This is a genomic window from Citrobacter sp. Marseille-Q5395 (assembly GCF_947057495.1).
Classification (GTDB): Bacteria; Pseudomonadota; Gammaproteobacteria; order Enterobacterales; family Enterobacteriaceae; genus Citrobacter; species Citrobacter murliniae.
On the sequence record NZ_CAMSEL010000036.1, the window covers coordinates 1 to 19254 of the forward strand.

General features: G+C 49.6%; 20 protein-coding genes. 12 read left to right on the forward strand and 8 right to left on the reverse strand.

Going from position 1 to position 19254, the window contains the following annotated elements; genetic code table 11:
* The coding region (locus OH663_RS24925) for a hypothetical protein (RefSeq protein ID WP_263525901.1) at window positions 1–264 on the reverse strand (264 nt) is incomplete at its 3' end.
* 236 nt (window positions 265–500) lie between these two features.
* Here OH663_RS24925 and OH663_RS24930 point away from each other — a divergent pair.
* On the forward strand, window positions 501–1133 hold the full coding sequence (locus OH663_RS24930; RefSeq protein ID WP_048221484.1) for a CatB-related O-acetyltransferase: 633 nt from the start codon (window positions 501–503) through the stop codon (window positions 1131–1133).
* A gap of 152 nt (window positions 1134–1285) precedes the next feature.
* Window positions 1286–2212: a diguanylate cyclase gene (locus OH663_RS24935; protein ID WP_048221483.1), complete on the forward strand. Its 927-nt coding sequence runs from the start codon at window positions 1286–1288 to the stop codon at window positions 2210–2212.
* Window positions 2213–2484: 272 nt separating this feature from the next.
* Here OH663_RS24935 and mgtS read toward each other — a convergent pair whose 3' ends face one another.
* Complete coding sequence (mgtS, locus tag OH663_RS24940) at window positions 2485–2580, reverse strand: protein MgtS (protein ID WP_000901362.1); 96 nt, start codon at window positions 2578–2580, stop codon at window positions 2485–2487.
* A gap of 552 nt (window positions 2581–3132) precedes the next feature.
* On the opposite strand from mgtS, the gene urtA reads away from it, so the two are divergent.
* Genes urtA through urtE form a run of 5 tightly spaced genes read left to right on the forward strand, consistent with a single transcriptional unit; the run spans window position 3133 to window position 8602 of the window.
* Window positions 3133–4404: an urea ABC transporter substrate-binding protein gene (urtA, locus tag OH663_RS24945; protein ID WP_045442711.1), complete on the forward strand. Its 1272-nt coding sequence runs from the start codon at window positions 3133–3135 to the stop codon at window positions 4402–4404.
* Between the two features lie 45 nt (window positions 4405–4449).
* Window positions 4450–6024 carry an urea ABC transporter permease subunit UrtB gene (gene urtB, locus OH663_RS24950; RefSeq protein WP_200013220.1) on the forward strand — a complete coding sequence of 525 codons (1575 nt, stop codon included), beginning with the start codon at window positions 4450–4452 and terminating at the stop codon, window positions 6022–6024.
* The gene (urtC, locus tag OH663_RS24955) at window positions 6024–7097 is read left to right on the forward strand and encodes an urea ABC transporter permease subunit UrtC (RefSeq protein ID WP_200013216.1); all 1074 of its coding nucleotides are present in this window, start codon (window positions 6024–6026) and stop codon (window positions 7095–7097) included. Before urtB ends, urtC begins: the two co-directional genes overlap by 1 nt.
* Window positions 7097–7894: an urea ABC transporter ATP-binding protein UrtD gene (gene urtD, locus OH663_RS24960; protein ID WP_200013215.1), complete on the forward strand. Its 798-nt coding sequence runs from the start codon at window positions 7097–7099 to the stop codon at window positions 7892–7894. Before urtC ends, urtD begins: the two co-directional genes overlap by 1 nt.
* Window positions 7895–7903: 9 nt before the next feature.
* Window positions 7904–8602, forward strand: coding sequence for an urea ABC transporter ATP-binding subunit UrtE (gene urtE / locus OH663_RS24965; RefSeq protein ID WP_200013214.1), 699 nt, complete (start codon window positions 7904–7906; stop codon window positions 8600–8602).
* A 42-nt stretch (window positions 8603–8644) separates the two neighbouring features.
* Here urtE and ydeE read toward each other — a convergent pair whose 3' ends face one another.
* Entirely contained in the window at window positions 8645–9832 is a 1188-nt protein-coding gene (gene ydeE / locus OH663_RS24970; protein ID WP_200013213.1) for an efflux MFS transporter YdeE, read from the reverse strand.
* 198 nt (window positions 9833–10030) lie between these two features.
* Here ydeE and eamA point away from each other — a divergent pair, with 198 nt between their 5' ends.
* Window positions 10031–10930, forward strand: coding sequence for an O-acetylserine/cysteine exporter (eamA, locus tag OH663_RS24975; RefSeq protein WP_048221479.1), 900 nt, complete (start codon window positions 10031–10033; stop codon window positions 10928–10930).
* Window positions 10931–10961: 31 nt separating this feature from the next.
* On the opposite strand, the gene marB is transcribed toward eamA, so the two are convergent.
* The 3 genes from marB to marR are packed head-to-tail and all read right to left on the reverse strand — an operon-like array spanning window position 10962 to window position 12048.
* The gene (marB, locus tag OH663_RS24980; RefSeq protein ID WP_045442728.1) at window positions 10962–11180 is read right to left on the reverse strand and encodes a multiple antibiotic resistance protein MarB; all 219 of its coding nucleotides are present in this window, start codon (window positions 11178–11180) and stop codon (window positions 10962–10964) included.
* Window positions 11181–11211: 31 nt separating this feature from the next.
* The gene (gene marA / locus OH663_RS24985; protein WP_138140554.1) at window positions 11212–11595 is read right to left on the reverse strand and encodes an MDR efflux pump AcrAB transcriptional activator MarA; all 384 of its coding nucleotides are present in this window, start codon (window positions 11593–11595) and stop codon (window positions 11212–11214) included.
* Between the two features lie 18 nt (window positions 11596–11613).
* Window positions 11614–12048 carry a multiple antibiotic resistance transcriptional regulator MarR gene (marR, locus tag OH663_RS24990; protein WP_045442733.1) on the reverse strand — a complete coding sequence of 145 codons (435 nt, stop codon included), beginning with the start codon at window positions 12046–12048 and terminating at the stop codon, window positions 11614–11616.
* 257 nt (window positions 12049–12305) lie between these two features.
* On the opposite strand from marR, the gene OH663_RS24995 reads away from it, so the two are divergent.
* A complete protein-coding gene (locus OH663_RS24995) occupies window positions 12306–12971 on the forward strand; it encodes a MarC family NAAT transporter (RefSeq protein WP_045442735.1) in 666 nt (221 codons plus the stop codon).
* Window positions 12972–13008: 37 nt separating this feature from the next.
* Here OH663_RS24995 and OH663_RS25000 read toward each other — a convergent pair whose 3' ends face one another.
* Together OH663_RS25000 and ptrR are read right to left on the reverse strand one after the other, a co-directional pair.
* Window positions 13009–14202, reverse strand: coding sequence for a sugar transporter (locus OH663_RS25000; protein WP_200013211.1), 1194 nt, complete (start codon window positions 14200–14202; stop codon window positions 13009–13011).
* Window positions 14203–14493: 291 nt separating this feature from the next.
* A complete protein-coding gene (gene ptrR / locus OH663_RS25005) occupies window positions 14494–15369 on the reverse strand; it encodes a putrescine utilization regulator PtrR (protein WP_200013210.1) in 876 nt (291 codons plus the stop codon).
* A gap of 105 nt (window positions 15370–15474) precedes the next feature.
* Between ptrR and sad the strand changes: the two genes are divergently transcribed.
* The 3 genes from sad to glsB all read left to right on the forward strand — a co-directional run.
* Complete coding sequence (gene sad, locus OH663_RS25010) at window positions 15475–16863, forward strand: succinate-semialdehyde dehydrogenase (protein WP_200013209.1); 1389 nt, start codon at window positions 15475–15477, stop codon at window positions 16861–16863.
* Between the two features lie 102 nt (window positions 16864–16965).
* Window positions 16966–18543, forward strand: a complete 1578-nt coding sequence (locus OH663_RS25015; protein ID WP_200013208.1) for a methyl-accepting chemotaxis protein — start codon at window positions 16966–16968, stop codon at window positions 18541–18543.
* Between the two features lie 62 nt (window positions 18544–18605).
* A partial coding sequence (gene glsB / locus OH663_RS25020) for a glutaminase B (RefSeq protein WP_263525902.1) occupies window positions 18606–19254 on the forward strand: 649 nt, incomplete at its 3' end.

Consider the following 19254-nt stretch of genomic DNA (forward strand, 5'->3'; position numbering starts at 1 on the left):
ATCTAACGGATCGTGATGAGATTGCTTTCGGTAGAAGAAAAACCATACCACAAAGCCGATTATTGCACCCAGCCCTGAAAGTTTGAGCAAAAGTAGTTTTCGTAACTCAAAGTAATCAGTGACAGTAAGTTCGCCTCTCCACAGATCAATGGCTACACCCGCTACAACAAAATCAGCAAACAACGCCATGACTACAACTGCGATAGCGTACGCACAAACCAGGTAACATAGTGAACAAATCCTTACTTTTGTGTCGACACGCATACATGTCTCCGTTGTTAGTTTATGCAAAAAACGATATCACGAATCCATAGCGATTGTTGATGTTACGGATAAACCTGGAGTAGAACCCCCAACTTTATTCTGTGCCAGATAACCACCAGCTTCAGGTTCGTCAGCCGCCAGATGACTCATCTGCTTTCTCTCATGACAATCAGATATAATGAGGCCATTCATAATTGCGTTGTTTTTTAAAAACGCTATATAAAAGGATGACGGAAATGTCAGGAAAGCATTGGTCAAGAATGGAATATCTTCATCAGACAGTGACGAACCCAAATATTTGTATCAAAGGGACTCATAGCTATTACAGTGACTGTTGGGATAAAGGATTTGAACATTCAGTTGTGCGATATCTGCTCGGTGATGAGGTTAGTAGAGGCTGGGAACCTCTTGGCCATCTGGATAAGCTGATTATCGGTAATTTTGTCTGTATTGGCGCGGAGAGCGTCATTCTCATGGGGGGGAACAGTACACATCGGCTTGACTGGATAAGTCTTTATCCCTTTATGGAATCTATTAAGGATGCCTACCAGTTTCGTGGTGATACCGTACTACAGGATGGTTGCTGGCTAGGTATGCGAGCAATGATAATGCCTGGCGTCACCATTGGAGAAGGCGCCGTAGTGGCCGCTGGTTCGGTTGTTACCAAAGATGTACCTCCATACGCAATCGTTGGGGGCAATCCTGCAAAAATCATAAAATATCGATTTCCTGAAAATGATATTAAGCGATTACGGGATCTTGATTTATATCAAATTCCAGAAGAAAGGTTGCTAGAGTTACAACCACTATTATCATCTGGAGATATTTCAGAACTGGAATTGAGAGTCTCCAGCCTCAGAAAAGCATAGCCGTGAGGGTGATACAGTCTGCGTAATAACAGCCCGTATCACTGCTAATTTTAACGGTGGTATATTAACTACTATTAATAAGTTTACATAAGTTTTCTTTTTTATCGTTAAACTGTTTCTGTTGAAGTGCTCACACAGGGAAGGGAGTCGAGATGATAAAAAGAACACCGGAAATAGATACAATTTTGCTGGAACTCAATCATTCAATTGATGCTCACTACAAATGGTTGGTGAAAATGTTCCGCTGCGTCGTATCGTCTGACGTCACGCAGTTGGACATTACAGGGTCTCACGCGCATTGTGCCTGCAAATTTGGTCAATGGTTAAATAATTCTGCGCCGCAAAATAATGGAGATTGTAGTTATATTGCCGGGATTACATCCGCGCATGAAAAAATGCACTCGTTAGGTAAAGAGTTACTATTGGCGATAGTCGCAGAGCGTAGTCATTCATGGCATTTTGATAGCTTTCAGGACGCGCTATTGTCGTTTACGTCTGCGGTAATGGACTATAAAATATATTTACTCAATATTCGTAGCAATATCGATGTGTTAACCGGGTTGCCCGGCAGAAGGATGCTTGATGAGACTTTTGACCGCCAGTTGCTCGATGCTGAGCCACTTAATTTGTACATCGTATTGCTGGATATCGACCGTTTTAAATATGTTAATGATACTTATGGTCATCTGGTTGGCGACATGGTGTTGCGTAGTCTGGCTGCAAATCTACAAGTATGGACACGTCATGATGAAACCGCGTATCGCTATGGTGGTGAAGAGTTCATTATCCTTATCAGGACGAAGACTGATGAGCAAGCGTGCCAGGCGGGATTACGTATTTGCCATTTAATTGGCGGTAAAAAAATCTCATATCCTGACGGCGAACTGAGCATCACTGTGACTGCAGGTATCTCCCGTGTGCACCAGGGGGAAACGCTGGATATCGCTCTCGGGCGGGCGGACAGTGCGATGTATGAAGGGAAGCAGACTGGCAGGAATCGCTGTATGTTTATGGATCAACATCAGCAAATCAGGTTGGTTGAGACTAACGATCGATTGATGCCACGGGTCAGAGAGTGAGTTTTGTCTGGGGAGTTTCGTTTCGTTTAACTTTCATTGGGGTTGTCGATGATAGCATAGCCGACTATCCGTTATCTCAGCAGGGAATCGCCTGATAGCGTATAAAGCAAAACACAAATCTATCCATGCAAGCATTTACCGCTGGTCTGTCCGGCGGTTTTTTTTTGCCTGTTACGCTGGAAAATTCTTACTGGACTGTGGCGGGTAAAAAAATGGCCCCTTGTGCAGTTACGCTACAAGGGGCCGGTTCGGTGCAGGACTATCGTCGTTCATCAATCATCCCATTTGTGACTAAAATAGGCGGCCAGAAAACCGGAAAATAAAATAATTCCCAGAACTGCCATGAAAATATTCATATTACCTAACATATTAAATTACTCCTTTGCTTTTTGAGTTTCCTCTCTTACCTTAATTTCACCTCGTTTATAACCATACCCTCCATACTTCAAGCTACCTGGGGCTTCGCTCAGTTGTCGCTTGCCAGCAACTCAAATTATTTTAGATATAGAGTAGCAATTCAAACTTAAACAAAGGCTGAACTATGTGATTATTTCGACAGAAAGGTAAGTTTTTAACGCTATTTCGTCGAGGAAAATAAATAATAGTGACGAAAATAATGATGGAATAATGCAGGAACTCAAAAAGCGACTGTCATTACCCCCGTTTGTGATGCTGCAATCGATACAAAGTGTTGCACGTTTCTAATGCAACGCTGTTTCATGGTGGTTCAACTTACCTGGCATTTGAGCCCAGGTGTTGCAGTTGAATTCCTGTATTTGTTTCTAATTCATTGATTTTAAATGGGCTTAAAATATCTGGCATCGTTTTTGCCTTATTACTTCTGAACACCCTTAATTTGCACCGTTTTGTCAGCCCGGCTGCACCGGAGCTTTCGCAAATCATCTTTCAGGAGTGAAATTATGCAGCGTCGTACATTACTAAAAGCTTTTGCTCTTTCGGCCTCTGCTGTGGCAATGGGGCTAAGTTTTAGCGTCCAGGCCGCAGACACTATTAAAGTTGGCATCATGCATTCATTGTCAGGGACGATGGCAATTTCTGAAACACCGCTTAAAGATGTGGCTCTAATGACCATCGATGAAATCAATGCCAGTGGTGGTGTGTTGGGCAAGAAGCTGGAACCGGTAGTGGTTGACCCGGCCTCAAACTGGCCGTTGTTTGCCGAAAAGGCCCGTCAGTTGTTGAGTCAGGATAAGGTGGCGGCGGTCTTTGGCTGCTGGACATCGGTGTCGCGTAAATCGGTTCTGCCGGTGTTCGAAGAGCTAAACGGTTTGCTGTTCTATCCAGTGCAGTACGAAGGTGAGGAGATGTCACCTAATGTCTTTTATACAGGAGCAGCACCTAACCAGCAGGCGATTCCGGCGGTTGAGTACCTGATGAGCGAAGACGGCGGCAGCGCCAGACGTTTCTTCCTGCTTGGTACGGATTATGTCTATCCCCGTACAACTAATAAAATTTTGCGCGCCTTTTTACATTCGAAGGGCGTCGCCGATAAAGACATTGAAGAAGTGTATACCCCATTTGGACACAGCGATTATCAGACAATTGTTGCCAGTATTAAAAAATTCTCCGCTGGCGGCAAAACAGCGGTGGTATCGACCATTAATGGTGACTCCAACGTTCCGTTTTATAAAGAACTGGCTAACCAGGGGCTGAAAGCAACGGATGTTCCGGTGGTGGCATTCTCAGTTGGCGAAGAGGAATTACGTGGCATTGATACCAAACCACTGGTGGGAAATCTGGCGGCCTGGAACTACTTCGAGTCCGTTGATAATGCAACTAATCAGAAGTTTGTTGCTGATTATCGGGCCTATGCCAAAGCGCATAAGCTGCCGAATGCGAATTCTGTAGTGACAAACGATCCGATGGAGGCGACCTACGTCGGCCTGCATATGTGGGCGCAGGCGGTGGAAAAAGCCGGCACCACCGATGTGGATAAAGTACGTGCTGCGATGGCTGGGCAATCTTTCGCTGCACCTTCAGGTTTTACCCTGACGATGGATTCAACCAACCATCACCTGCATAAACCGGTCATGATTGGTGAAATTGAAAGTAACGGCCAGTTCAACGTGGTATGGCAGACCGATGCCCCAGTCCGCGCTCAGCCGTGGAGTCCGTATATCAGCGGCAATGACAAAAAGTCAGAACAGCCCGTTAAAACTGCCAGCAACTGATCTTTTGCCCTCCTGCGGGAGGGCGCAATTTTGGAGAACGCTATCATGAAAGCCATGCGCTTAATTCGTGGCGTGTTGCTGCTGACGTGGCTTTTGCCGTGGATAGCACAGGCAACAGATGCCGATATCTTTACCGCAGCCAGCCGTACTCAACAGGCCGCCTTACTGGAACAATGGTCGCTCAACCCTGAGGCGCAACGTTTACCTGTGCTGTATGCATTGGGGAGCGAAAGTCTGCTGACTGACAGCGCAAAGAATGCGTTTACAATGAATGGCACCCTGGTGCAACCGCTTGGCGCAGTGACCAGTCCATCCGGGGAATTAACAAAAATCCGTCTGACTAACCGACTACGTAATCTGGTCGCCGGCACGTTGGCGATACATCAACTTCTAAGTGACAGTGTCACTGAAAGAGTTGCCGCTGCAAGGATATTGCAACGGGAAGCTCTTCCTGCCATGTTGCCGTTTCTGCAACAAAGGCTGGCGCAGGAGACTGATGCAGGCGTGAAGTCACAGCTCTCCATTGCACTGGCAAATCTGCAACTCAACAGCACGTTGCCGCAGGTCAGACGCCAGGCGATCAAACTGTTGGCTGAGTCAAATGATCCTGAAACTCAGGCGCGGTTACAACCCTTTACCCAGATTGAATATGAACCTGATGCCAGCGTACGCGCGGCAGCAAGCGAGAGCCTGAATTCCATCGGCCATCGCATGATGATTAGCGATCTTCTTGGGCAGGCGTTTATGGGGTTATCACTGGGGTCAATTTTGCTGCTGGCAGCTCTGGGATTGGCAATTACTTACGGGTTACTCGGCGTCATCAATATGGCACATGGTGAAATGCTGATGCTTGGGGCCTACTGTACCTGGATGGTGCAACAGCTGATGATCCACTTTACTCCACAGTGGTTGTCCTTTTACCCGATTGTCGCACTGCCGGTTGCTTTTCTTCTTACCGCAGGGATAGGGATGATTCTCGAACGCGGCGTTATTCGTCATCTATACGGACGCCCTCTTGAAACGCTGTTGGCGACCTGGGGGATCAGTTTGATGCTTATCCAGTTGGTGCGCATGACCTTTGGGGCACAGAACCTGGAGGTTGCTAACCCGGTATGGCTATCGGGTGGTATCCAGGTCTATGCCAACCTGATTTTGCCGTGGAACCGGCTCGTGGTACTTGGTTTTGCCATTCTGGTTCTGTTCTTTACCTGGCTGTTGCTGAATAAAACTCGTCTGGGAATGTACGTGCGTGCGGTAACGCAAAATCGCAGTATGGCGGCCTGTTGCGGTGTGCCTACCGGGCGTGTGGATATGCTGGCTTTTGGCCTGGGATCCGGAATTGCCGGACTGGGTGGTGTGGCGTTGTCGCAGCTAGGCAACGTCGGACCTGAACTGGGACAGGGTTACATTATCGATTCGTTTCTGGTGGTAGTGCTCGGCGGCGTTGGGCAACTTGCAGGCAGTGTGGCTGCCGCGTTTGGCCTTGGGATCTTCAATAAAATACTTGAACCGCAGGTTGGCGCTGTACTCGGCAAAATTATGATCCTGGTGCTAATCATTCTGTTTATTCAGAAACGCCCCCAGGGATTGTTCGCGCTGAAAGGGAGGGTTATTGACTGATGACGATGCCAATGACATTAACGCTGGCGCGTAAAGCGCCGCGTACAATGCGGATACTGGGGCTGAGTTTGTTGCTCGCGCTGATTATATTGCCGTTTCTTGCGCTCCTGCCTGCAGAGCATCCGCTGGCAATATCCGTCTGGACGCTGACCCTGGTTGGAAAAATCCTCTGTTATGCCATTGTTGCGGTTGCGCTGGATCTGGTATGGGGATACGCCGGAATGCTTTCTCTCGGACATGGGATTTTCTTCGCGCTGGGGGGTTATGCAATGGGGATGTATCTGATGCGTCAGGCGTCTGGCGAAGAATTGCCCGCATTTATGTCTTTCCTGTCATGGAGCGAACTGCCCTGGTTCTGGTGGGGAACGCAACATTTTATCTGGGCAATGCTGTTGGTCGTTCTGGTTCCCGGTCTGCTGGCGCTGATATTTGGCTATTTTGCTTTCCGGTCAAAAATCAAAGGCGTCTATTTTTCCATCATGACCCAGGCGCTGACTTTTGCCGGGATGCTGTTGTTTTTTCGCAATGAAACCGGGTTTGGCGGCAACAATGGTTTTACCGGATTCACGACGATTCTGGGGTTTCCCATTACCGCAACCTCAACTCGTGTCGCCTTATTTTTAGCGACCGTAATGCTGTTGGTTCTGGCGCTGTGGCTGGGACTGGCGCTTGCCCGCAGTAAGTTTGGCCGTATTTTGACTGCTGTACGTGACGCTGAAAACCGTCTGACGTTTTGCGGTTATGACCCGAAAGGATTCAAGCTGTTGGTGTGGACACTTTCTGCGGTGCTATGTGGGCTGGCAGGGGCACTGTATGTCCCACAGGTAGGCATTATTAATCCCAGTGAAATGTCGCCAACCAACTCAATCGAAGCGGCCATTTGGGTTGCGTTGGGTGGGCGTGGCACGCTAATTGGTCCGGTATTTGGCGCACTGCTGGTCAACGGTGCTAAAAGTTGGTTTACCGTCATTATGCCGGAGTACTGGCAGCTGTTTCTCGGCCTGATTTTTATTGGCGTAACGCTGTTTTTACCTCGTGGGGTGATCGGCTTGTTTCGTAAGGGAGATAAATAATGCTGCCAGATGAAGGACTTTTTACCCGTCAGATGCCCGGCGACCGCTTTCGTAATCAAACTGACCCGGTACTGCAACTGGATAAAATCAACGTTAACTTTGATGGTTTCCAGGCGCTAACAGATTTAACACTCAACATTGGTGTAGGGGAGTTACGTTGCATTATTGGCCCTAACGGTGCAGGAAAAACGACATTGATGGATGTCATTACCGGCAAAACAAGGCCGCAGAGTGGACGTGCGATTTATGACCAATCGACAGATTTAACCGCGCTTGATTCGGTCGCTATTGCCCGTCAGGGGATTGGGCGTAAATTTCAGAAGCCTACGGTATTTGAAGCTCTGACAGTGGAAGAGAATCTTGAGCTGGCAATGAAAAATGATAAATCCGTGTGGGGTTCCTTACGGGCTTGTCTTTCGGGGGAACAGCGGGATCGTATTCATGACATGTTAGGGCTACTGCGGCTGGCTAACGATCGTAGTCGTCGCGCCGGACTGCTTTCTCATGGACAAAAACAGTTTCTGGAGATCGGCATGCTGCTGGTGCAGGAGCCGCATTTGTTGTTGCTGGATGAGCCAGCAGCAGGGATGACCGATGCAGAAACGGAATACACCGCCGAGCTGTTTCGGACACTTGCCGGTAAACACTCTCTAATGGTCGTTGAGCATGATATGGGTTTCGTTGAAACCATCGCTGACCATGTCACTGTTTTGCATCAGGGGCGTGTTCTGGCCGAGGGCAGTCTGCGTGAAGTGCAGGCCAATGAGCATGTTATTGAAGTCTATCTCGGGCGATAGGAGGTTCTGATGCTACAGGTGAACGAACTGAATCAATATTATGGCGGTAGTCATATTCTACGCGGCGTGAGCTTTGAAGCGCATATCGGCGAGGTAACATGTCTGCTGGGGCGTAATGGTGTTGGAAAAACGACGCTGCTGAAGTGCCTGATGGGGCTCATTCCGACCCGCACCGGAAGTGTAATCTGGCAGGAGAAGAATATCACGCAGCGAAAGCCGCACCAGCGCGTTCAGGCTGGCGTGGCATATGTACCGCAAGGGAGGGAAATATTTCCTCGTCTGACGGTGGAAGAGAACCTGCTGCTCGGATTGTCCCGGTTTCCTGCGCATCAGGCAGAGTCTGTTCCGGATGAAATCTATGCGCTCTTTCCGGTCCTGAAAGAGATGAAACACCGCCGGGGCGGCGATCTGTCTGGCGGGCAACAGCAACAGTTAGCGATTGGTCGGGCACTGGCGAGTCGTCCACAGCTATTGATACTCGATGAGCCGACCGAGGGGATCCAGCCTTCAGTCATTAAAGAAATTGGCCAGGTTATCTCTCAACTGGCACATCGTGGTGATATGGCGATTTTGCTGGTGGAACAATTTTATGACTTTGCCGAACAACTTGCCGACCGATATTTGTTGATGTCGCGCGGAAGTATTATTCAAAGTGGATTGGGAGAAAATATGCAAGCAGAGGGTGTGCGTGGGCTGGTGGCTATCTGAGTAGTGAGGCTACAGAGCCGCCAGGGCTCTGTAGCTGCATGATCAGCAGACCGCTGGCTGACCCCAGGGCTTGGCGCGCATCCCTTTTAGCATCAGTGCCCAGGCAAGGACGATGGCGATAATAAGCACCACAAACAGTGACCAGGATGGCAACGTCGTCAAAATAATGCCACTGACTAACGGGTTTACCGCTGCGCCAAGCCAGCCCAGTGACTGGGCGGAGAAATAACTCGCTTTCATACCCACCGGTGCAATGTTGTCGATGAGCATGTATTCACCGGGAGCGTAAATAATCTCGCCAATTGTGAAGAATGCTGCGGATATCCCCCAAAGTAGCAAGCTGTTGCCTGAGAAAATAAATCCGACCAGTCCCAGAACGAAGAAGAGTGTCCCTCCGGCCATCAGTGGTCGAATATTGGCGGCAGTGAGTCGGCGCCCGACGGCATATTGCAATGTCACTACCATCGCTGCGTTGACGGGTAGGACGACAGCGACCACTTTTTCGGCAAAATTACCGTCTGCGACAACCATAACGTACTGAGAAATACAGGACGCAAATGCGCCGCCGACAAATGAGGCCAGAAAAGCAGACAGCGTAAACCAACATAATGCTCTATCACGCAGCAAAACCGACGGAGACCATACTGATGCATTCACACCTTCTGATGTCGTTTCTGAACGCTTCACCCAGGTCTGGATAAACACCAGCGGAAAGGCCGAGCAAAGCGCCGCCAGCCAGAAGGGCAAATTAATACTTTGCATCACCAGCAACGTACCGAGCGGTGGACCCACCGTCCAGCCAATGTTAAGTACGGTGTAGTTGAGCGAAAAAATTTTGGTCTTATTGGTGGCAGAGAGATTATCGGCAAACCAGGCTTTCAGCACCGTGGCGAAGACTGAGTAAGCGCAGTTGATCAGCGCAAAAAGCAGAACTACTACCACCACGTTATGTACCAGAGGAATCGCAATAAAGCCGGATGCAAAGCCGGTAATTGCCAGCAGCATATAACGTTTTTTATCGAACTTATCTGCCAGAATACCGAACCCCAGGCTGAAAATGACACCTATTGTCAGTGCGACCGTCATGGCGTAGCCAATCAGATCGACACTCAGTCCGTATTGACGGTTGAGGTAGATAGTCATAAACGGCAGTGTGGCGCCGCGTCCAATGGTTAGTAATAAAGATGAGGCGAGTAAAGCGAGGGTGGACCTTCTCAAGGTGGTATTCATTTTCCTGCCCGACAGTGCATGTTGTTATGTTTTTTTTAGATATCGGAAAGAAATAGCATGTCAAAAGTGTGATGTACACTCAATAAGTTGTCTGAAAATGCGCTGTATGGCCTACCTGAATTAATGATCTGTTACGGTACAAAGATTTCCGTTACTTTAACTTGTTTACAAAAATTTAATAATTCCAGGGGCGGTAGAATGTCGCGTAAAGACGGGTTGTTGGCGTTACTGGTCGTCGTCGTGTGGGGACTGAATTTTGTCGTCATCAAGGTTGGTCTGCACAATATGCCGCCGTTGATGTTGGCTGGGCTGCGTTTCTTGCTGGTGGCGTTTCCGGCTATTTTCTTTGTGGCGCGCCCCAAAATCCCACTTTCATTGCTGTTCGGTTATGGCCTGACCATCAGCTTTGGGCAGTTTGCGTTTCTCTTTAGCGCCATTAAATTTGGCATGCCCGCGGGACTGGCGTCGCTGGTATTACAGGCTCAGGCTTTTTTTACTATTGTGCTCGGGGCATTCGCCTTTGGTGAGCGTTTACAGGGTAAACAACTGGTTGGGATCGCGCTGGCAGTATTTGGTGTTCTGGTTTTGATAGAAGCCAGCCTGAATGGACAACATGTGGCAATGCTTGGTTTTATGCTGACGCTGGCGGCGGCGCTGAGTTGGGCCTGCGGTAATATTTTCAATAAGAAGATCATGCAGCATACTTCGCGTCCGGCCGTGATGTCGCTGGTAGTGTGGAGTGCGTTGATTCCCGTTATCCCGTTCTTTCTGGCATCGTTGATCCTTGATGGGGCTGATCAAATCGTCCACAGCCTCGTCACGATTGATATGACGACAATTCTCTCGCTGGTCTATCTGGCCTTTGTGGCGACTATTGTGGGTTATGGGATTTGGGGATCGCTACTGGGACGTTATGAGACCTGGCGTGTCGCACCGCTGTCGTTGCTGGTTCCGGTGGTTGGTCTGGCGAGCGCGGCTGTGCTGCTTGATGAAACGCTAAGCGGGTTGCAGCTTATTGGCGCGTTGTTGATTATGGCGGGGCTGTATATCAACGTGTTCGGCTTTCGTTTGCGCAAGATTGTGCAGATGAGGGGCTAAAAAAAGCCCCGCGGTGGCGGGGCAAAACGAATTACAGGCTGCGCATATTGTAGTAAGGCACGCCCAATTCGTCGGACTTATCGCTTCCGGCCCCCATATGGTTGAAATCGAATGGGGACTGTTCCTGCGCAGGGGGCATAATCATCGCATCACGATTATTTTGTAGGGTAGGCTGCGCAGTTTGTTCCGCCATGCTCTGGCCCGAAACAACAAGCAGCAGGGCCAGCATTGCAGATGACAGAAGTTTCATGATTTCCTCGGTTACGTCGTTTTACTGGCGATTAGCAATTACATTGATTAAGTGGATGCAAATACCGGGATTCGCCGTGCATATTGGTCATTCGGTATTTATGCGGCGGGACATCAAAATAGTTTTTAAATGTCCGGGTCAGCGTTTGTTGGGACTCAAAGCCGTAACGCTCAGCCAGGTAAAGGATCGGTTCGTTACTTTCTTTTAATTTTTGCGCTATTTCAGTCATTTTACGGCTGCGAATGTATTGACCTAATGAATGGCCAGTTTCTTTTTTAAACATCCGTTGCAGGTGCCATTTGGAGTAACCCGAACGCTCAGACACTTTTTCCAGCGAGAGCGGCGATTCAAGGTTATTTTCGATCCAGTCCAAAATGCTATGAATAGTGATTGTGTCAGTATTGCGTCTGGACATCGTCATACCTCTTTCTGTTTACGGCAGGATTTTCTTAAGCAAATGCTCAAGCGTTGTTACTTCGTCCGCCGTTAAGTTTTTTGTTAGTTCCTGGTGCAGGTCTTGCCCTACTAATTGATGACACTGCTCGCAAATTGCCGCGCCATGCTCGGTGAGTTTCACCAGCACGCCTCGCTTGTCATGTGGATTTGGAAGCCTTTCGATCCAGCCCTTACAGGCCAGCCTGTCGAGCATCCGCGTTAAGGCGCCTAGGTCGACAGACAGCACTTTTTTCAATTCGACAGGGGTAATGCACACCGCGCATCGGATGGAGCAGAGCACCTTAAACTGCGATGCAGTGATATCCAGCGGTGACAGATAGTCGTTTAACAAACGATCTTTTTTCTGATTAACCATGTAGATCAAACGACCCAGTGGGATGATTTCGTTGAACAGATCACTGGTGTTTTTCACAATGGTTGCCCTGGCAAGTAGTTAGTCACGGCTGATATTATTGCTCAGGCAAATATAAGTCAAATGAATGGATCAGCGAATGCCACGTTTTGCTAAAGTCGTGGGTGTCGCTTGCGGTGTGCTTATTTTTAACATTCTGATAATTATGGCTTATGCGTAAAGACGCAAAATGAATCCTTACATCGCTTAAATGGCTTATCCCTGGTGTTTCACCTTATACTTGCCGTTGACGAATAACGCACAGGAAAGATGATCTTATGATGGACTTGTTTAAAGCAATAGGACTGGGGCTGGTGGTCCTGTTACCGTTGGCAAACCCGTTAACCACCGTGGCGTTGTTCCTTGGCCTTGCCGGCAACATGAACAGCGCGGAGCGTAATCGTCAGTCTTTAATGGCGTCTGTCTACGTGTTTGCCATCATGATGGTGGCGTACTATGCCGGGCAGGTGGTAATGAATACCTTCGGGATTTCGATTCCCGGATTACGTATTGCGGGTGGGTTAATCGTTGCGTTTATCGGCTTCAGAATGCTGTTTCCGCAGCAGAAGGCGCATGACTCCCCGGAAGCGAGAAGTAAGTCAGAAGAACTGGAGGATGAACCAACTGCCAACATTGCATTTGTCCCGCTGGCGATGCCAAGCACTGCCGGGCCGGGTACAATTGCAATGATCATCAGTTCGGCCTCTGCCGTGCGTCACGGTTCTGAATTTCCTGACTGGGTGATCATGATTGCACCGCCGATTATATTCGCGGTTGTCGGGATTATTCTCTGGGGGTGTCTGCGCAGCTCTGGCGGCATCATGCGCCTCGTTGGGAAAGGTGGTATTGAGGCCATTTCCCGTCTGATGGGCTTTTTGCTGGTGTGTATGGGCGTGCAGTTTATTATTAACGGTGTGTTGGAAATTATTCAAACCTACCATTAAACAACAGGCCCGATATTCCTGTCGGGCCTGGTTTTCACTACTGCTGAGGCTGTTCTTCCAGCGTAACTGGCCATTTGCGAAATATAATCACCGCCCATATCAGTGCAAAAACGGCAGGCAGGGCACCTACGTAGCCAATCGTAGACATTGACCAGTGCAGGCTCACCTGATTTCCCACCAGCGCTCCTGCGCCAATACCAATATTAAAGATACCGGAGAACAGCGCCATGGCAACATCGGTGGCATCCGGTGCCAGCGCCAGCACTTTCACCTGCATCCCCAGACCTATCACCATAATGGCAATACCCCAGAAAATACTCAGTATGGCAAGGTGCATTTCGCTGTCGGCGGCAGGAAGCAACAGTACCAGGCACACCGTCAACAATGCGATGGCACTACCTATCAGCGCTGAGGAGTATTGATTCCCCAGTTTGCCAAAGATAATGCTGCCGATAATGCCAGCCCCGCCCAGAATCAGCAGTAGCACGGTAGCGAAGTTTGCGCTTAGTCCGGCGACGGTCTGAACGAAAGGCTCTATATAGCTGTAAGCGGTGTAGTGCGCGGTGACTACAATAACCGTCAACAGATAGAGGCTCATCAGTGCCGGACGACGGAACAACAGTGGAAGACTTTTTAAAGAACCGGAATGTTCGCTGGGCAGTTTTGGTAGCAGTTTAACCAGACAGACCAGGGTAACAAGTGCGCCCATACCGATAGCGAAGAAGGTGGTGCGCCAGCCAAAATACTGACCGACGATACGCCCGATCGGCAGACCTAACACCATGGCCAGTGCGGTCCCGGTGGCAATCAGGCTCAAAGCCTGCGCACGTTTACCGGCAGGTGCCAGCCGGATGGCCAGCGATGCGGTAATTGACCAGAAAATGGCGTGCGCAAAAGCAATACCAATACGGCTAATAACCAGCACAGTAAAATTCCACGCCAGAAAAGAGAGCACATGACTGGCGATGAACAGAATGAAAAGGCAAATAAGAAGTTTGCGCCGTTCGACCTGGCTGGTGAGCAGCATAAAAGGCAGCGACATCAGTGCGACAACCCAGGCATAGATTGTCAACATGATCCCGACCTGAGCGGTCTGCATACCAAAACTTTGCGCGATGTCTGACAGCAAACCAACGGGGACGAACTCAGTGGTATTAAAAATAAAAGCGGCAATTGCAAGCGTAACTACCCGTAGCCACGCGACCTTGCGGGAAACAGTGTTTGTTGTCATATAAATTAGTCGGGTTAGTTGCGAAAAGGTGAGGCCATGATCTTAAAACGTTTACTGGCTAAAATACAAACATTTCGTGATTCAGATCTCGTTTTTTACCCGTATGTTACAGGCTGGTCACGTTGTAATACGAACAGAAAAAGAGATGAGGTCTAATCATAAAGCCATGATAAGTGACGTTGTCACTTCTTCGGTATCGCACATATGACCAGTCTGACGGCAGTTATGGCGGATTCACACGATAAGAGGAGTGAGAATCGCTCCTTGTCATCGCCATTTGACTGACGTCGGTTAATCTGAGTTTTGTGAGAGTTGAGGGGTCAGTACTTCAATGAACGCCTCCAGTTGCCGCGTCATGCCCCCACGACGCCAGACCAGCCAGGTATTCAGCCAACGCCAGTTTTCACTAAGCGGCCAGGCGTTAACCTGATGATGCCCCGGCATGCTTTCCAGCATTGAACGCGGTATTAGCGCAATTCCGGCTCCGGCGATGACGCAGGCGAGCATGCCATGATACGACTCCATTTCATGGATTGTGCCAGGCATTGCGCGATCGGCATGAAACCAGCTTTCAAAATGGCGGCGGTATGAGCAATTAGCGCGAAAGGCGTAAATACTGCAGCCATTGACGTCGCTGGCCCGATGGATCGGGGCGTGTCCGTGGGGGGTGACAATCATCATCTCCTCACGGTATACCGGCATTCCTTCTAGCCCTGGGTGAGTAATCGGACCGTCAACAAATGCGGCATTCAGCGTACCTTCCAGTACACCGTCCAGCATGGTGCCTGAGGGGCCTGTTGCCAGCGCAAACTGGATTTTGGGGTAGCGTTGATTATATTCCGCCAGTGTTGCAGGGATGCGGACCGCCGCTGTACTTTCAAGCGATCCGAGAGAAAACAGTCCTTGCGGTTCATCCCCGGCGACAACCATTCTCGCTTCTTGCACTAATGCCAGGATCCGCTGGCTGTAGCGTAGAAAGTTATGCCCGGAGGGGGAAAGCCTGAGACGCTGGTTTTCACGAATAAACAGATCGACGCCCAGATCGGCTTCAAGCTGGCGAATACGCGTAGTGAGATTGGATGGCACACGGTGTACCTTTGCGGCCGCCTGCGTAATGCTGCCGGTCTCTGCAACAGCATTGAACATTTCCAGTTGCGTCAGATCCATTGTTTTTCTCTATTCGTGAATGGTGTGGTTAATATTATTCATTTTTCATAAAGAGTAAATACGCTCATGATATAACCATATCCTGCGATAAAGAGAGTAAGACCTATGACCATCACAGCAGCAACACATGCTATTTCCGTCGATCCCTCCAATGCCGAAATATTAACGGCGATGCCGTGGGCCAGTGCTGATGAGATTGCACATGCACTAGACCTTGCAGCACGTGGATTCAATGAATGGAAACTTACGACCGTTACGTATCGGGCGCAGATGCTACGTAATGTCGGACAGGCACTTCGCCTGCGTGCAGAAGAAATGGCTCAGTGCATTTCGCGTGAAATGGGCAAGCCACTCAGACAGGCTCGTGCTGAAGTTGCGAAGTCCGCCGCCTTATGCGACTGGTATGCAGAACATGGTCCGGCGATGCTTAACCCGGAACCAACGCTGGTTGAGAATCAGCAGGCGGTGATTGAGTATCGCCCTTTGGGCACAATTCTGGCGGTAATGCCGTGGAACTTCCCACTCTGGCAGGTCATGCGTGGTGCAGTGCCAGTTTTGCTGGCCGGGAATGGCTATTTGTTAAAGCATGCGCCTAACGTGACCGGATGTGCGGAGATAATCGCGCAGGTGTTTGCTGATGCCGCAATACCTGTTGGCGTCTATAACTGGGTTAATGCAGATAATGCCGGGGTCAGCCAAATGATCAATGACCCACGTATTGCGGCGGTAACGGTGACCGGCAGTGTGCGTGCTGGCGCGGCGATAGGCGCTCAGGCCGGAGCGGCGCTCAAGAAATGCGTGCTGGAGCTTGGCGGTTCCGATCCGTTTATTGTCCTCAATGATGCCGATCTGGATCTGGCTGTTAAGGCCGCTGTAGCAGGGCGTTATCAGAATACCGGACAGGTTTGTGCTGCGGCAAAGCGCTTTATCGTTGAAGAAGGGATTGCGGCAGAATTTACTGAACGTTTTGTGGCGGCTGCCAGTGCGTTAAAGATGGGTTCTCCGTTGAATGAAGAGAATGAACTCGGACCGATGGCTCGTTTTGATCTGCGTGATGAACTGCATCAGCAGGTAGAAGCCTCGCTGGCGCAAGGGGCACGATTGCTACTGGGTGGGGAAAAAATTGCCGGCAAGGGTAACTATTATGCTGTGACGGTACTGGGCGATGTGACCCCTGAAATGACGGCTTTCCGTCAGGAGTTGTTTGGTCCGGTCGCGGCGATCACCGTGGCGAAAAATGCTGAGCATGCGTTAGCGCTCGCCAATGACAGTGATTTTGGTTTGTCGGCAACACTTTTCACCGCTGATGAGGCGCTGGCTCAGGAAATGGCCTCACGTCTGGAGTGTGGCGGTGTGTTTATCAATGGCTTTAGTGCGAGTGATGCACGCGTCGCTTTTGGTGGCGTGAAGAAAAGTGGCTTTGGTCGCGAGCTTTCGCATTTTGGTCTGCATGAGTTTTGTAATGTGCAGACCGTCTGGAAAAACCGTATCTGATCTTACTGGTGCCTCTAAGGGGGCACCTGTCTTATTTCTGCCATGTTTCTGTCATTTACTCTGCGTACACTCGCGTTTAACGCTTTGATACAGAAGAGTATTATGAACTTAATGCAAATTTTTCGTCGCCTTGTTTCCCGTCAGTTTGGTCTGTTAACCGGTATTTTCTGCATTATTACGCTGTTCTCTGTTTTGCAGGTGGCGACTTCGTTAATGCTTTCCGATTCTGTCACTGATGCTCAACATAATGAGCAACGTAATCAATTAGCGCTTTTGCAGCAGGCGAAGGTCGATGAGGCGAGGGTTGCGCTATTGTCCGCCAGCGATTTGCTTAACCGTGCCGGGGTCTATTTTATGCAGGACGCTGCTACCGGTTCGGAGGGGAGTTGGCGCCCGCTAATGGAGGAGGCGTATCGCGCACTGACGCAGTCAAAAAATGCCTGGGATTCCTGGATCAGCCTGAACCCTCATCAGGATCCTGAACTGATGACGAGTTATCAGCGCTTTTATAGCGGAATTCAGGAACAGGCGGATGGACTGATGCAAACCAATTCTATTGATGCGTTTTTTGCCGTTCCTGCTCAGGCGTTTCAGACGGATTTTAACGAAAACTATGCACGCTTTCAGAAAGATGGCGGACGGCGAGTTGAAGCCGGGCGGCAGCAACTTCTGACCAGTCTCGAAGGGTTGCAGCATCTTTTTTTATTTATCCCTGTCGTGCTGGTAGTCATTGCGATTCAGGTCTGGTGGGGAATGTCCCGCTGGGTTATCACTCCTTTACGGCAGCTAATAGATCATATTGATATTCTGGCGGCGGGCGATCTTTCCCGGCCGACGCCAGTTGTGAGCCAGTTTAATCGTGAGGTTTCACAGCTAAGCTCACGAATTGATGCAATGCAGCAGGGATTGCGTGTGTTGGTGCAGCAAGTTAATGATGCCACAACATCAATGGTGGGGAATATCAGCCAACTTGCGCAAAGTAATAAGCAGTTGTATCAGCAGTCGGCAAAACAAAGTGAGGAACTGAATTCCGTCACTTCGCATATTTCGTTTCTGGAAACGCATGTGGAAGATAATAGTGGTTTTGCCCAACAGGCTAATCAGCGTGCTGTGCAGGCTCGGGATATCGCTGCTGGTGGCGATCGCATGATGGCAACGGTAAACCAGTCAATGCAGGCTATTGTGGCCCGGTCATCAGAAATGCGTGGAATTATAACGCTTATCGACACTATCGCTTTTCAGACGAAAATTCTGGCGTTAAATGCGGCCATTGAAGCGGCGCACGCCGGGGAGCAAGGGCGTGGGTTTGCGGTAGTTGCAAAAGAGGTTGGATTGTTGGCGCAAAAAAGTAGCCAGTCTACGCAGAATATTCAGGCGTTGATTCATCATTCCTTACTGGGGATTGAAGAGGGGTTCAATGCGGTTAACGTGCTGGATGAGAATTTACATCAGGTTATCTCATTAGTGGAAAACCTGGGGGATTTACTGAATGATATTTCAGGTGCGACCCTCAATCAGGGGAGCAGTATTCATCAGTTGACCAGCCAGTTGCAGTCGCTTAACCGTGCTGCCATGCAAACCAGTGAACTGGTGAATGCTGCATCGGAATCGTCCCTGCAACTGCATAATGAATCCCATCAGTTAATGCAGGCCGTTGCCAGATTCCGTCTTCCGGTCTGACGCTGTGTATTCAGCTCTGTTATACTCGCAGGCTTTTCAGACCTGCGAGCAAGGAGCATGTTGTGGCCAGGGCCATGGACAATTCAATTTTAGAGACCATTGTGCAGCAGGTTCGCCCGCTGATTAGTCAGGGTAAAGTCGCTGATTACATCCCCGCATTAGCTTCCGTCGATGGTTCAAAACTGGGCATTGCCATTTGTACCGTTGATGGTCAGCACTATCAGGCGGGCGATGCGCAGGAGCGTTTTTCTATTCAGTCAATCTCGAAGGTGCTCAGCCTTGTCGTGGCGATGCGTCATTATCAGGAAGAAGAGATCTGGCAGCGTGTAGGCAAGGATCCCTCAGGACATCCGTTTAATTCTCTGGTTCAGCTTGAAATGGAACAGGGGATACCACGCAATCCCTTCATCAACGCCGGAGCACTGGTGGTCTGCGATATGCTGCAAGGCCGTCTAAGCGCACCGCGCCAGCGCATGCTTGAAGTCGTTCGGGCGCTTAGTGGCGTTTCGGATATTGCCTATGATGCGACGGTCGCCCGCTCGGAGTTTGAGCATTCGGCCCGCAATGCAGCGATTGCCTGGCTCATGAAATCCTTTGGTAATTTTCACCATGATGTCACTACTGTTCTGCAAAATTACTTCCACTACTGCGCGCTTAAGATGAGTTGCGTGGAGCTGGCGCGTACCTTCGTGTTTTTGGCCAATCAGGGTC

What these genes read in the sequence shown, in the direction of transcription:
- OH663_RS24930 (WP_048221484.1), top strand. Translation starts at nt 501, where the DNA reads ATGTCAGGAAAGCATTGGTCAAGAATGGAATATCTTCATCAGACAGTG.
- OH663_RS24935 (WP_048221483.1), top strand. Translation starts at nt 1,286, where the DNA reads ATGATAAAAAGAACACCGGAAATAGATACAATTTTGCTGGAACTCAAT.
- mgtS (WP_000901362.1), bottom strand. Translation starts at nt 2,580, where the DNA reads ATGTTAGGTAATATGAATATTTTCATGGCAGTTCTGGGAATTATTTTA.
- urtA (WP_045442711.1), top strand. Translation starts at nt 3,133, where the DNA reads ATGCAGCGTCGTACATTACTAAAAGCTTTTGCTCTTTCGGCCTCTGCT.
- urtB (WP_200013220.1), top strand. Translation starts at nt 4,450, where the DNA reads ATGAAAGCCATGCGCTTAATTCGTGGCGTGTTGCTGCTGACGTGGCTT.
- urtC (WP_200013216.1), top strand. Translation starts at nt 6,024, where the DNA reads ATGACGATGCCAATGACATTAACGCTGGCGCGTAAAGCGCCGCGTACA.
- urtD (WP_200013215.1), top strand. Translation starts at nt 7,097, where the DNA reads ATGCTGCCAGATGAAGGACTTTTTACCCGTCAGATGCCCGGCGACCGC.
- urtE (WP_200013214.1), top strand. Translation starts at nt 7,904, where the DNA reads ATGCTACAGGTGAACGAACTGAATCAATATTATGGCGGTAGTCATATT.
- ydeE (WP_200013213.1), bottom strand. Translation starts at nt 9,832, where the DNA reads ATGAATACCACCTTGAGAAGGTCCACCCTCGCTTTACTCGCCTCATCT.
- eamA (WP_048221479.1), top strand. Translation starts at nt 10,031, where the DNA reads ATGTCGCGTAAAGACGGGTTGTTGGCGTTACTGGTCGTCGTCGTGTGG.
- marB (WP_045442728.1), bottom strand. Translation starts at nt 11,180, where the DNA reads ATGAAACTTCTGTCATCTGCAATGCTGGCCCTGCTGCTTGTTGTTTCG.
- marA (WP_138140554.1), bottom strand. Translation starts at nt 11,595, where the DNA reads ATGTCCAGACGCAATACTGACACAATCACTATTCATAGCATTTTGGAC.
- OH663_RS24995 (WP_045442735.1), top strand. Translation starts at nt 12,306, where the DNA reads ATGATGGACTTGTTTAAAGCAATAGGACTGGGGCTGGTGGTCCTGTTA.
- OH663_RS25000 (WP_200013211.1), bottom strand. Translation starts at nt 14,202, where the DNA reads ATGACAACAAACACTGTTTCCCGCAAGGTCGCGTGGCTACGGGTAGTT.
- ptrR (WP_200013210.1), bottom strand. Translation starts at nt 15,369, where the DNA reads ATGGATCTGACGCAACTGGAAATGTTCAATGCTGTTGCAGAGACCGGC.
- sad (WP_200013209.1), top strand. Translation starts at nt 15,475, where the DNA reads ATGACCATCACAGCAGCAACACATGCTATTTCCGTCGATCCCTCCAAT.
- OH663_RS25015 (WP_200013208.1), top strand. Translation starts at nt 16,966, where the DNA reads ATGAACTTAATGCAAATTTTTCGTCGCCTTGTTTCCCGTCAGTTTGGT.